This window comes from Sinomonas soli, from assembly GCF_054782415.1.
The window spans coordinates 219560-232244 of sequence record NZ_BAAGSN010000007.1; the positions used below are offsets into that span (position 1 = coordinate 219560).

Below are 12685 nucleotides of genomic sequence, written 5' to 3' on the forward strand. Positions count from 1 at the left end.
TGCACGCCACTGGGCCCGCACAGCCCACGCCCTGGTCAGCGACGTCGGTAGTAGTCCCGCCAGATGAGTCGGTGGAGGGGGATGATCCGGGGTATCGACCGCAGCCCCGGGATGAACGGCAGGAACATCAGCGCCAGGGTCAGGACCACCATGATCCCGATGACCACGAGGTCCGCGTTGGCGAGTCCGTTGAACGGCGGGATCTGGTACCAGAAGGAGAAGAGCCACAGCCAGGACTGCCCCGGGTAGTTGCCGGTCTCGTTCATCATGCCCCACTGGTCGCCGGTGAGGTGCTGGCTGTCCGCCAGGCCCTTGAAGTAGGAGCCGTCGCCGAGGAACAGCTCGGTCCGGGTACGGTCGAGGCCGGCGGCCGTTCCGCCAGCCGTCCCACCGTCGAGCACCCGGTCGAGGGCTCCCGAGCGGGCCATGCCGAGCAGCGCGTCGGCCAGCGCGGGCACGGGGCCGTAGTCGCCGGACGGGACCTTGGCCGGATCGCCGTCCGGCGCCTTGGACAGCGCGTCGGAGTAGGCGGCGGTCCACGCGGCCCGCTGCTTGTCGGTGGCTCCCGTCCAGGCGGACAGGGCCGACGGCGGCTGCGGCAGCGTCTCGAGGGGGGCCACCACGAGGTCCTGGGCGGTGTCGACCGGCAGGCGGACGCCGGAGAGGCTCTGGAGGTCGATCGGCCCGAGCGTCTGGCTCGCACCCTGGGTGGCGTTGTACGGCGGTCCGTACTGGGCGGTGTCGCTCGTGCCGCCGAGCTCGGCGGTGGCCGTCGCCACGAAATCCGACGGCGCCGCGCCGGCCCACGAGGCGAACGTCACCGGGGCATCGTCCGGCGATCCGACCACGGCGGCGAGCCCCACCGTGAGCACTCCGATGACAACGAGCGCGTAGACGAGCTCCTTGACGAGGTCGTACTCGCGGACGGCTCCGCGCCAAGGGGCTCGGTCGAGGTCGCGCCTGCGGTCGAGCATGCGCGGCGTGCGGGAGTGCGGCCGGCGCTGCTCGGACCTGCCGTGCCGCTCAGGTCCGGCGGCAGGCGGCCGGGATGTGGTCGTCATGCCGCGCCGCCCGTCCCGGCGTCGGGGATCGTCTGAGAGTCCCGGGCCTGCATCCCGCCCAGCTGGGCGTCGGTCCTCAACTCGGAATCGGTCCTCAACTCGGCGTCAGTCCTCAGCTCGGAATCGGTCCTCAGCTGCGCGTCGGTCTCGGCGGCCTCGAGCGGCGCGACGACTCCGTGCACGCGCACCAGGAGCACATGGAGCACCACGACGGCGCCCACCGCGAGCGGCAGCAGCACGATGTGCCACATGAGGACCTGACCGAGGTTCGCCACATTGAACCACGCTCCGACCCCCACGGCGTTGAGGGCGTCCTTCGCCTGGAAGGCGATCCATTCGGAGTCGAAGTTGGTCTGGAGCAGGTACCCGGTGAACGCCGTGACGATCGAGACGACGAACGCGATCACTCCCGTGATCCAGGTGAGGGCGCGGCCGCCGCGCCACGATGCCATCCAGAACTTGCCCCACAGGTGGATGACCATCGCCATGAAGAACAGCTCGACCGCCCACAGGTGGGTGCTGTTGACGAAGTGGCCGAACGCGGACACGTGGTACCACGAGGGCCCATTGAGCGCGAGCACCAGCCCGGACACCACCACGTAGGCCAGCGCCGCGATCGCGCCCATCCCGAACACGTAGATCCAGGACGCGACATAGCTGGGCTGGGTCTCGGGGAGGAGCCGATCCGGCGGCAGGGTGCGGACGCCCCAGCCCCTGAGCCGTCCGGTCCAGTTCACGATCCGGCCCCCGGGCTCCGGATGCGGGGACTGCGCGGTCATGGCCTGTCCTTCCCACCGGGGAACGGCAGGAGGAGCGCTGCGACGAACAGGGCGATCATCGCGAGGATGACGATGAGGTTCCCGAGCTGGACCGTGAAGGAACCCCATCCGAGGTAGATGCCGCCGGCCTGGAGCCGGACGGCGGCCGCGAGGGCCGTGAGTGGCGTGTCCACGCCATCACGGTCCGCCCGCGCCGCCGCCCTACCTAGGGGCTTTCGGCCCGCCGGGGCACATTCCGGGCGAACTCACAGGACTCAGAACGGGTACGGTGCGATCTCCGGGCGCATGGTGAGCCACTGGACCTCGGTGAACGCGTCCATGTTGGCCGTGGCGCCCCCGAACCGGGCCCCGGTCCCCGAGGCGCCCACGCCTCCGAACGGGGCGTTGGCCTCGTCCGAGACCGTCTGCTCGTTGATGTGCACCTTGCCGGAGTGGACACGGTCGGCGATCTGCATCGCCGTGCCGACGTCGCCGAGGATGCCCACGGAGAGGCCGTACTCGTTGGCGTTGACCAGGTCCACGACCTCGTCCACGCTCGTGAACCGCGTGACGGGAGCCACGGGGCCGAAGATCTCGTCGGCGAACGCGGGGTTGTCGAGGTCGAGGTCCGCGAGGACGGTGGGCCGGTAGAAGAGCCCCTCAAAGCTGCCGCCGGCCGCGAGCCGCCCGCCCTGGGCAACAGAGGCCTCGACGATGCCGTGGATGCGGTCCAACTGCTTCTGGTCGATGATCGGGCCGAGCGCCACGTGCCCGGTGGCCGGATCGCCCACGGGAAGGTGCTCGGCCTTCTCGGCGAGGGCGGAGATGTAGTCCTCGTACACGGACTCGTGGACGAAGTGCCGACCCGTGGTCATGCAGATCTGGCCCTGGTGCATGAAGGACCCGAAGGCGCCCGCGGACGCGGCCTTCGCGAGGTCGGCGCCCGGGAGCACGATGAGCGCGTTGTTGCCGCCGAGCTCGAGGTGCGCGCGCTTGAGCAGCCGCGCCGCCGCCTCGCCGACCTTGCGGCCCGCGGCCGTGGAGCCGGTGAAGGAGACTACCCGCACCTCGGGCGCCTCGACCACGGCCTGGCCGGTCTCGGCGCCGCCGGGCAGGAGGGAGAGCACGCCCGCCGGCAGTCCCGCCTCCTCGAACACGCGCATGAGCGCCACACCGCCGCACACCGCGGTGCGGGGGTCCGGCTTGAGCAGCACGGCATTGCCGAGGGCGAGCGCCGGCGCGACCGAGCGGATGGAGAGGATGAGGGGGAAGTTGAACGGCGCGATCACACTCACGACGCCGACGGGCCGCCGCCGCGCGAAGGACCACCGGTCCTCGTCCGAGGTCAGGACCTCGCCGTGCGGGTGCGAGGGCAGGGCCGCGGCCTCGTAGCACTCGTTCGCGGCGATGTGCGTCTCGAGCTGCGCCTTCGGCGGGATGCCCCCGGACTCCCGGACGATCCAGTCCTGGATCTCCGCCCCGTGGTCCTCCCAGAGCTGGCCGGCCCGGCGCAGCACCGCGGCCCGCTCCTCGGGCTTCCTGGCCGCCCACGCGAGCTGCGCCTCGGCCGCGACCCGTGCGGCCCGGTAGACGTCCTCGCGCGAGGCCGTCCCCACCGAGCCGAGCGTGGCCCCGGTGGCGGGCTCGACGACGTCGTGCGTGCCGCCCGCCGCCTCCGTCCAGCCGCCGATGTTCACCTTGCCGCCCCACAGGGCGGCGTCATCGAGAAGTGCCATGGGTGACCTCCCTGTCGCCGTGGTTCCCCTCAGCCTAAACCCGCGCCCCTCGCCCCGGACGGCGCCGGCGCCCGGGGGCTGATGATGGCGCGCGGGGACCCATAATGGTCCGGTGCCGAAGATCTCCGCCCCGACCGTCGCCGAGCACCGCGACGCCCAGCGCACGGCACTGATCCGGGCTGCCGAGGCGGTCCTCCTGGAGGGCGGCCTCGCGGCGGCGACTCCTCGCGCCGTGACCGAGCGCGCCGGCCTCGCCCGCTCGAGCTTCTACGACTACTTCCCGTCCAAGGACGACCTGCTGGTGGCCGTCGCCCTGCGGGCCTTCGAGCAGTGGAACGAGGAGATCGGCGTGGAGCTCGCCGAGGCCGCGCCGGGACTCGAGCGGCTGCGCGTCTACGTCGAGGCGACCCTGCGCATGACCGCCGACGGGAAGCACGGGCTCGCCACCTCGCTGCGGGAGGCCGAGCTGACGCCGAAGCGGCGCGAGGACATCGGCGCCCTGCACGCCGCCCTGTTCCGGCCCCTCGAGCAGACGCTCGCCGAACTGGGGCACTCCGACGCCACGCTGTGGGCCTACCTCGCGCAGGGCGTGCTCGGCGCCGGCGTCCAGCTGGTCGAGCACGGGGCCGACCATCGGGCCGTGGCGGACTCGGCGTTCCAGCTCCTCACCCGGGGCCTGCCCGCCTGACGCCCGCCTCCGGGCCCTGAGGGGCCGCTTCCCCGGCCGCGCGCATCCGCGAGCCGGCTCTCCCTTTTTGCCGAAGTCGCCCAGTAGCTGACATACTGTCGGCATGATTCCGACACCAAGTCGGAAAGATGCCTCCAAGGAAGTGACATGTTCCTCGCTCTGCGCGAACTCAGATTCGCCCGCGGCCGGTTCACCCTCATGGGTGCCGTGATCTCCCTGATCGCCGTGCTCGTCGTCCTGCTCTCCGGCCTCTCCTCCGGCCTCGTCAACGACGGCGTCTCCGGGCTCAAGTCCCTCAGCGCCACCGCGTTCGCCTTCGACAAGGGCACCATCAAGGACAACGCCTTCAGCCGTTCCCTCGTGGACGGCAAGCAGCTCCAGGCCTGGCGGGACGCGCCGGGGATCGAGCACGCCGAGCCGATGGGCGTGAGCATCGTCAACGGCACCACGTCCTCGGGCCACCAGGTCGACCTGACCCTCTTCGGCGTGCAGCCCACCGGGTTCCTCGCCCCGGCCGCGGCCGAGGGGAAGGGACTCGGGGCCCCCGAGGGGATCGTCGTCTCGTCCACGCTCAAGGCCAAGGGCGTGGCGGTCGGCGACACCGTGACGCTGGACCGGATCGGGACCATCCTGACGGTCGCCGGCTTCACCGACGGCCAGGCCACCTTCGGCCACGTCGACGTCGCGTACCTCCCGATCGGCACGTGGCGGCTGCTCGCCTCCGCGACCGCCAAGCCCGGCGCACCCACCCAGGCCCAGGTGGACGCAGCCGACTACCCGTACTCGAGCGTGGTGGCACTCAAGGCGGCACCCGGCCGGTCCCCCGACTACGCCGCCCTCGACGCCGGCGCGGGCACCATGACGATGACCAAGACGCAGGCGTTCAACGCGTCCCCCGGCTACGAGGCGGAGACCCTCACGCTGAGCATGATCCAGGTCTTCCTGTACGCCATCTGCGCGCTCGTGGTCGGCGCCTTCTTCACCGTCTGGACCATCCAGCGCACCCAGGAGATCGCGGTGCTGCGCGCCATGGGCGCCTCGGGCGGCTACCTCCTGCGCGACGGGCTCGCCCAGGGCGCCCTCCTGCTCCTCGGCTTCACGGCCCTCGGCGTCGCTGTCGGCGTGGGCTTCGGGGCCATGATCCCGGACGCCGTCCCCTTCGCCCTCGAAGCGGCCCCCATCGGCATCGCGACCGCGCTCACCGGGGTGCTCGGGCTGCTCGGCGCGGCCGTTGCCGTCCTGCGCATCACGCGCGTCGATCCCATCACTGCGCTCGGAGGAAACCGATGACCACGCCCTCAGCATCATCCACGGCTGTGCCCGCCCTCGAGGTCTCGGACCTCGTGCTCGAGCTCGGCGACGGCGACGGCAAGGTCCGCGCCCTCGACTCGGTGGACCTGCGGGTCGAGCCGGGCGGGTTCACGGCCATCGTGGGTCCGTCCGGTTCCGGCAAATCCTCGCTGCTCGCGGTGGCGGGCCTGCTCGCGAAGCCGACCTCCGGCGTCGTGCGCGTCCACGGCACGGAGGTGGCGGGCCTCGGGAAGGGAGCGGCGGCCCGGTTCCGGCTGGCGAACATCGGCTTCGTCTTCCAGTCGGCGAACCTGATTCCCGCGCTGACCGCCGCCGACCAGCTCCGCCTCGCGGGACGACTGGCGGGGAACCGCTCGCTGGATCCCAGGCCCCTGCTCGAGGCCGTCGGCATGTCGCACCGGGCGGACCACCGGCCCGGGCAGCTCAGCGGCGGTGAGCGCCAGCGGGTGGGGATCGCCCGGGCCCTGGTCAACCGGCCGAGCCTGCTGCTCGTCGACGAGCCGACGGCCGCCCTGGACCGCCGCCGCAGCCACGAGGTCGTCTCGCTCCTCGCGGACCAGGCCCGCGAGTCGGGCGCGGCCGTGGTGATGGTGACGCATGACCGGGATGTCCTGGTCCACTGCGACCGGGTGCTCGAGATGTCCGACGGCCGCCTGGCGGAAGCAGGCGTGCCGGCCTGACGCGCCGGGTCCCGGGATGCCCGGGGAGCCCGCGCGGTCGCCTCAGGCGGCCCCCACCGCGCGGGCCGCCTCGGCGATCGACACCGCGGCGGCGCGCAGCTCGGGCACGAGGCGCGCGAGCTCGGCGTCTCGCCCCGCATCCCGGCCGTCGCCGTCGATCCGCGCGGAGAGCGCCATGTTGATCGCGGCGAGCGTGCGTCCGTGCGCCCCCAGCACCGGGACCGCGAGCGAACGCAGGCCCACCTCGAGCTCCTGGTCGACGACGGCGTACCCCGCCTCGCGCACCCGGCCCACCTCGGCCTCGATCGCCTCGCGCGAGGTCAGGGTGCGCGGCGTGAGCGGGGTGAGCTCCGCGCGGGCGAAGTAGGCGGCGAGCTCGGCCGGCGGGAGGGCGGCGAGCAGGACGCGGCCCATCGACGTTGCGTGCGCAGGGAACCGCGTGCCCGGCGAGATCCCCACCGAGATGATCCGGCGCGTGTGGATCCGGGCCAGGTACACGATGTCGGTGCCGTCGAGGATCGCGAGCGAGGTCGACTCGCCGTGCCGGTGCGAGAGCTCCTCGAGGATCGGCTGGGCGAGCTCGGGCAGCTGCTGGCCGGAGAGGTAGGCGTAGCCGAGCTGGAGCACGAGCGGGGTGAGCGCGAAGGTCCGCCCATCCGTGCGCACGTACCCCAGCTCGACGAGCGTGTGGAGGAACCGGCGTGCCGTGGCCCGCGTGAGCGCCGTCCGCGCGGCGACCTCCGAGAGCGTCATCTCCTGGTGCTCGGCGTCGAACGCGCGGACCACGGCGAGCCCGCGCGCGAGCGACTGCACGAACGCGTCGCCGGGTCGCGGCTCCGCGTCGTTCCGCTCGACCACCGGGGGTTCGGCCACGGGTTCCTCTCTGCTGGCAGGCTGCTCTGGGCTCAGGCGGCGGGCAGCAGCGGCACGTCCACGAGGCCCTGGAGGTCCTCGAAGCTGATGCCGAACGTCTCGCGGACGCGCACGCCCTCCTCCGTGATGAGGAAGACCGCCTTCTCCGTGTACACCCGGGTCACGCAGCCCACGCCGGTCACAGGGTACGTCAGTTCGGGGACGAGCTTGGACTTCCCGTCCTTGGTCAGCAGCGTCATCATCACGTAGACGTCCTTCGCGCCGGTCGCGAGGTCCATCGCGCCGCCCACGGCCGGGATCGCGTCCGGGGCGCCGGTGTGCCAGTTCGCGAGGTCCCCCGTCGCGGACACCTGGAACGCGCCGAGCACGCACACGTCGAGGTGGCCGCCGCGCATGATCGCGAACGAGTCGGCGTGGTGGAAGTAGCTCGCACCCGGCAGCTCGGTGACGGGGATCTTGCCCGCGTTGATGAGGTCCTGGTCGATCTGGTCGCCGACCGCGACGGGGCCCATGCCGAGCATCCCGTTCTCGGTGTGCAGCGTGATGTCCTGCTCCTCGGTGAGGTAGTTGGACACGTTGGTGGGCTGGCCGATGCCGAGGTTCACGAAGGAGCCCGGTGCGATGTCCTTCGCGACCAGCTTGGCCATGTCGTCCCGGCCCAGCGGGGCCTCGCCGGTCTGGGGGACGGTGCCCGAGGCGGTGCCCGCCGAGGTGAGGTCCGACGTCGTCTGCTCGCCCATGCTTTCAGCCCACCTTCACGATCGTGTTGACATAGATGCCCGGAGTGATGACGTTCTCGGGGTCAAGCCCGCCGACCGGCACGACCTCGTCGACCTGCACCACGGTGTGCTTCGCGGCGGCGGCCATGATCGGGCCGAAGTTGCGGGCGGTCTTGCGGTAGACGAGGTTGCCCTTGCCGTCCGCCTTGAGGGCCTTGATGAGGGCCACGTCGGCGTGGATCGGGGTCTCGAAGACCTGCCACTTCCCGTCGAGGAAGCGCGTCTCCTTGCCCTCGGCGAGCATGGTGCCGTAGCCGGTGGGGGTGAAGAAGCCGCCGATCCCGGCGCCGGCCGCACGGATGCGCTCGGCGAGGTTGCCCTGCGGGACGAGCTCGAGCTCGATCTCCCCCGCGCGGTACTTCGCGTCGAAGTGCCACGAGTCGCTCTGCCGCGGGAAGGAGCAGATCATCTTCTTCACGCGGCCCTCCTTGATGAGGAGCGCTAGGCCCTCGTCCGCCTGGCCGGCGTTGTTGTTCACCACCGTGAGCTCCTTCGCGCCGCACTGCAGCAGCGCGTCGATGAGCTCGAACGGCTGCCCGGCGTTGCCGAAGCCGCCGATCATCACGGTCGAGCCGTCCTGGACGCCCGCCACGGCCTCCGCGGCGGTGTCCTTGAATTCGAGTGTGTGTGCCATGCCGGTCCCCCTACTTCGCGTTCACGTTCTCGAGCACCACCGCGAGGCCCTGCCCCACGCCGATGCAGATGGCGGCGACGCCCCACCGCTGGCCGCTGCGCTGGAGCGAGCGGGCGAGCGTGCCGAGGATGCGGCCGCCGGAGGCGCCCAGCGGGTGGCCCATGGCGATCGCGCCGCCGTGCTGGTTGACGATCTCGGGGTCGATCTTCCACGCGTCCACGCAGGCGAGGGACTGGGCGGCGAAGGCCTCGTTGAGTTCGACGGCGCCCACCTCCTCCCAGCCGATCCCCGCCTTGGCGAGGGCCCGGTTCGCGGCCTCGACGGGCGCGAAGCCGAAGTACTGCGGCTCGTTGGCGGCGGCGCCGCGGCCGGCGATGCGCGCGATCGGCTCCAGGCCCAGCGTGCCCGCGGCGGCCTCGGAGCCGAGCAGGACGGCGGAGGCGCCGTCGGAGAGCGGGGAGGCGTTGCCGGCAGTGACGGTGCCGCCCGCCGTCGTCCCCGAGCGGTCGCCGTTGTCCTTGCGGAACACGGTCTTGAGCCCGGCGAGCTTCTCGGCGGAGGAGCCGGGCCGGATGCCCTCGTCGCGGGTGAGGTCGGTGCCGGGCACCGGGACCACTAGGTCGTCGTAGAAGCCGGCGTCCCACGCGGCGTCGGCGAGGTTGTGGGAGCGGGCGGCGAACTCGTCCTGGCGGTCGCGTCCGATCGAGAAGCGCTCGCGCAGCTGCTCGGTCGCCTCGCCGAGGGAGACAGTCCACTCGGCGGGCATGTTCTTGTTCACGAGGCGCCAGCCGAGCGTGGTGGAGGCGAGGGTCATGTCGCCGGCCGGGTAGGGCTTCTCGGTCTTGGGCAGGACCCAGGGCGCGCGGGACATGGACTCGACGCCGCCCACGAGCATGACCTGGGCGTCGCCCACCTGGATCTGGCGGGAGGCGATCATCGCGGCGTCGAGGGAGGAGCCGCAGAGCCGGTTCACCGTGGTGCCCGGGATCGAGACCGGCAGGCCCGCGAGGAGGGTGGCCATGCGGGCCACGTTGCGGTTCTCCTCGCCGGCGCCGTTGGCGTTGCCGAAGATGACCTCGTCGATCGCACCGGGCTCGCCGTCGGAGCCCTCGAGCGCCTCGGGGGTCAGGCCCGGGGCACGGTCCACGATCGAGCGGACCATGTGGGCCGCGAGGTCGTCGGGCCGGACGCCGGCCAGGCCGCTGCCGAACTTGCCGAACGGGGTGCGGATGGCGTCGTAGACGAACGCGTCAGTCATGAGTTCGAGTCCTTTGTGCTGTCTGCATCAATCTGGTCGAGGGTCTTCTGGGCCACCTTGAAGGCGGTGTTGGCCGAGGGGACCCCGCAGTAGATCGCGCTCTGCAGGATCACCTCCTTGATCTCGTCCCGCGTGAGCCCGTTGCTCAGGGCGGCGCGGACGTGCATCGCGAACTCGTCCCAGTGCCCGTGCGCGATCATCGCGGTGAGCACGGCGACCGAGCGCATCTGGCGGCTGAGGCCGGGCCGCGTCCAGATGCCGCCCCACGCGATGCGGGTGATCATGTTCTGGAACTCCGCCGTGAACTCGGTGGTGTTCGCGTTGGCGCGGTCCACGTGCTCGTCGGAGAGCACCTCGCGGCGCACGGCCAGGCCGCCGTCGTACAGCTCGCGCTGGGTCGCGTCGGGCTGGACCGCCCCGGCCTGCTCCTGCGGGACCCAGTTCTCGCCGGCCTGCTGGTGGCTCATCGCGCCTCCTGCCCGGCTCCGGATCCGTCCACGCCACTCACCGTGCGGGCGGCCGCGGCGAAGTGCTTGCGGAGCAGGTCTGCGACGAGGGCCGGGTCCTCGGTGGGCGCGATGTGCGCCACGCCCGGGACCTCGACCGCGGTGCCGTCCTGCGCGTGCTCGGCCATCCACCGGGCATCGGCGATGGGGCAGACAGAGTCGAATTCGCCGGCCACGGCGAGGAACGGCACCGCGATCTCGCCGAAGCGGTCGCGGACGTCGTAGGCGGCAATGGCGCGGCAGACCGCGGCGTAGCCGAACCGGTCGGCGTCGCGCAGGGTGTGGAGGAGGCGCGAGGACTCGGTGGGGTGGGAGCCCAGGAAGCCGGGGGCGAACCAGATCTCGGCCGAGGCCTGCAGGCGGACGGCCGTGCCCTGCTTCGCGACCTGGTCGGCGCGCTCCGCGTAGCCCTCGGCGCCGTTGAAGCGGGCCGAGGAGCAGAACATCGCCAAGCTCAGGAGGCGCTCGGGGTGCCGCAGGGCCAGCTCGGCGCCCGTCGCGCCGCCCACGGAGTCGCCGGCGTAGTGGAAGCGGACCGGCCGTCCATCACCACGGGCTGGGACGATTGAGTCGACGAGGGCCACGACCGCGTCCGCGAGCTCCCCGATGCTGAACTCCGTGTCCGGGTCCGCGGCGGGCGAGATCCCGTGGCCGGGCAGGTCCCAGCCGAGGATGTCGTAGTCGCCGCCGAGGAGGCGCGCGGCGTCGTCCCACATGACGGTCGAGGTCCCGAGCGACGGCCCGAGCACCACGAGCTCCTTGTCCCCGAGCTGCTCGCGCGGGCTGAGCCGCACGGCCTTGATCTTCGGCATGCTCACGTGCTGGTCCTTTCCTTCAGGTGTCACTGGATGTCGTGGAGCGGGTCTCAGCGTGTGCAGGGTCAGGCCCTGCGGAGCTGGCCCCGCAGCGGTTCGCGGAGCTGGGCCGCGGTGGCGTCGTAGTCGGCGAGCACGCGGTCCACGATCCCGGCCGCGTCGCCGCGGTAGCCCGCCGGATCGAGCAGCTCGTCGAGGCGGGAGTCGGTCACGGTCTCCGGGCGCACGACGCCGCGCAGCGCCTCACGCAGGACCCTCGCCTGCTCGTCGGGCCCGGCGCCGTCCCTGGCCGCGCCGATCGCGGCATCGACGGCGGACTGGACGCCCTCGCGGCCGCCCTCGGCCACGGGGGCGAGCTCGAGCATGAGCCGCTCGCTCGTCAGGAGCGGCCCGGAGAGCGCGAGGTTGGCGCGCATGCGCTCGGGGAAGACCCGCAGCCCTTCGGCGAGCTCGCGCAGGGCGGCCACCGCGCCCGAGGCCAGGCGCAGGAGGGTGCGGAGGGCGGGCCACTCGGTGTGCCACGCGCCGCCGGTACGCTCGTCCTCGGCCAGGGCCGCGGCGAGCTCGACCTGCGCGGCGTGGGCCGGGGCCTGGAGCGCGGCGGAGCGGATGAGGGTCGAGAGGGCGGGGTTCTGCTTCTGCGGCATGGCCGAGGAGACGCCGCGCCCGGCGGCGAGCGGCTCGCCCAGCTCCCCGATCTCGGGGCGCGAGAGGAGCATGACGTCGTTGCCCACGTGGCCGGCTGCCGTGCAGGCGGCGGCGAGGGCGTGGGCGAGGTCGGTGACGGGCCCGCGGTAGGACTGCCACGGCGCGACGGCCGCGTCCAGGCCCGCGCGGCGGGCCCAGTCGGCCGCCAGTGTGGCGGGCTCGGCGCCGAGCGCGACGAGCGAGGCGTTGGTGCCCGCCGCTCCCCCGCACTGGACGGGGAAGCGGAGCGCGGCGAGCCGGGCCTCGGCGTGGGCGATGCCCTGGAGCCAGTTGGCGGCCTTGAGCCCGAAGCTCGAGGGGAGGGAGTGCTGCGCGAGGGTGCGGGCCACCTGGGGAGTATCCCGGTGCTGCGCCGCGAGGTCCGCGAGGGCGTCTGCGGCGGCCGCGAGGTCTGCTGCGATCCCTACCACGGCGCGGTGGCCCACGAGCTGCAGCGCCGAGTCGAGCACGTCCTGGCTCGTGAGGCCCTGGTGGACGGCGCCCTTCCCGGGACCGTCAGGGTCCGCATCGGCAACGGCGGCCCGCAGCGCCTTCACGAGGGGGATGACGGGGTTCCCGCCGCCCTGGCCCGCCTCGGCGAGCCGGGCCGGGCTGAGCGGCCCAGACAGGGAGCCGGCGGCGGCCCGCACCACGGACCGCACGGCGGCTCCCGCGCCCCGGCCGGCGAGGCCGGCGGCCTCGAGCGCCTCGGCCCAGCACGCCTCAAGGTCGGCCATCGCGGCGACCAGCGCGGCGTCGCCCGTCGGGGCCGCCACGGAGGGCGAGGCCCAGACAGGGGCGAGCAGGCCGACGTCGGCCGGGTCGAGGCTGGCGAGGCCGGCCGGATCGCCGGCGGGGCTGGCTGGATCGCTGGCGGGGCCGGGGGCGGGGACCGTCAT

The 12685-nt window shown here is 72.8% G+C and carries 14 protein-coding genes; 3 read left to right on the forward strand and 11 right to left on the reverse strand.

Annotated elements, in window-relative coordinates:
- Window positions 1–35 precede the first annotated feature (35 nt).
- The 4 genes from ACYVKZ_RS08675 to ACYVKZ_RS08690 form a co-directional block, all read right to left on the reverse strand.
- Window positions 36–1061 (reverse strand): hypothetical protein, encoded by a 1026-nt coding sequence (locus ACYVKZ_RS08675; RefSeq protein WP_460991749.1) that lies wholly within the window; start codon window positions 1059–1061, stop codon window positions 36–38.
- Entirely contained in the window at window positions 1058–1840 is a 783-nt protein-coding gene (locus ACYVKZ_RS08680; RefSeq protein ID WP_460991750.1) for a cytochrome b N-terminal domain-containing protein, read from the reverse strand. The genes ACYVKZ_RS08675 and ACYVKZ_RS08680 overlap by 4 nt, the downstream gene beginning before the upstream one ends.
- Window positions 1837–2013, reverse strand: a complete 177-nt coding sequence (locus ACYVKZ_RS08685) for a hypothetical protein (protein ID WP_460991751.1) — start codon at window positions 2011–2013, stop codon at window positions 1837–1839. Before ACYVKZ_RS08685 ends, ACYVKZ_RS08680 begins: the two co-directional genes overlap by 4 nt.
- Window positions 2014–2094: 81 nt before the next feature.
- Complete coding sequence (locus tag ACYVKZ_RS08690; protein WP_460991752.1) at window positions 2095–3555, reverse strand: benzaldehyde dehydrogenase; 1461 nt, start codon at window positions 3553–3555, stop codon at window positions 2095–2097.
- Between the two features lie 112 nt (window positions 3556–3667).
- On the opposite strand from ACYVKZ_RS08690, the gene ACYVKZ_RS08695 reads away from it, so the two are divergent.
- From ACYVKZ_RS08695 to ACYVKZ_RS08705, 3 genes are all read left to right on the forward strand, one after another.
- Window positions 3668–4243: a TetR/AcrR family transcriptional regulator gene (locus ACYVKZ_RS08695; protein ID WP_460991753.1), complete on the forward strand. Its 576-nt coding sequence runs from the start codon at window positions 3668–3670 to the stop codon at window positions 4241–4243.
- Between the two features lie 147 nt (window positions 4244–4390).
- Complete coding sequence (locus ACYVKZ_RS08700) at window positions 4391–5533, forward strand: ABC transporter permease (RefSeq protein ID WP_460991754.1); 1143 nt, start codon at window positions 4391–4393, stop codon at window positions 5531–5533.
- Complete coding sequence (locus ACYVKZ_RS08705) at window positions 5530–6234, forward strand: ABC transporter ATP-binding protein (protein ID WP_460991755.1); 705 nt, start codon at window positions 5530–5532, stop codon at window positions 6232–6234. The genes ACYVKZ_RS08700 and ACYVKZ_RS08705 overlap by 4 nt, the downstream gene beginning before the upstream one ends.
- 42 nt (window positions 6235–6276) lie before the next feature.
- Here ACYVKZ_RS08705 and ACYVKZ_RS08710 read toward each other — a convergent pair whose 3' ends face one another.
- From ACYVKZ_RS08710 to ACYVKZ_RS08740, 7 genes are all read right to left on the reverse strand, one after another.
- Complete coding sequence (locus ACYVKZ_RS08710; RefSeq protein WP_460991756.1) at window positions 6277–7107, reverse strand: IclR family transcriptional regulator domain-containing protein; 831 nt, start codon at window positions 7105–7107, stop codon at window positions 6277–6279.
- A gap of 32 nt (window positions 7108–7139) precedes the next feature.
- On the reverse strand, window positions 7140–7847 hold the full coding sequence (locus ACYVKZ_RS08715; protein ID WP_460991757.1) for a 3-oxoacid CoA-transferase subunit B: 708 nt from the start codon (window positions 7845–7847) through the stop codon (window positions 7140–7142).
- 4 nt (window positions 7848–7851) lie between these two features.
- Window positions 7852–8520, reverse strand: a complete 669-nt coding sequence (locus ACYVKZ_RS08720) for a 3-oxoacid CoA-transferase subunit A (protein ID WP_460991758.1) — start codon at window positions 8518–8520, stop codon at window positions 7852–7854.
- Window positions 8521–8530: 10 nt separating this feature from the next.
- Window positions 8531–9778: a thiolase family protein gene (locus ACYVKZ_RS08725; protein WP_460991759.1), complete on the reverse strand. Its 1248-nt coding sequence runs from the start codon at window positions 9776–9778 to the stop codon at window positions 8531–8533.
- Window positions 9775–10245 carry a 4-carboxymuconolactone decarboxylase gene (pcaC, locus tag ACYVKZ_RS08730; protein WP_460991760.1) on the reverse strand — a complete coding sequence of 157 codons (471 nt, stop codon included), beginning with the start codon at window positions 10243–10245 and terminating at the stop codon, window positions 9775–9777. The genes ACYVKZ_RS08725 and pcaC overlap by 4 nt, the downstream gene beginning before the upstream one ends.
- Entirely contained in the window at window positions 10242–11096 is an 855-nt protein-coding gene (locus ACYVKZ_RS08735) for an alpha/beta fold hydrolase (protein ID WP_460991865.1), read from the reverse strand. The genes pcaC and ACYVKZ_RS08735 overlap by 4 nt, the downstream gene beginning before the upstream one ends.
- Window positions 11097–11164: 68 nt before the next feature.
- Complete coding sequence (locus tag ACYVKZ_RS08740) at window positions 11165–12685, reverse strand: lyase family protein (RefSeq protein WP_460991761.1); 1521 nt, start codon at window positions 12683–12685, stop codon at window positions 11165–11167.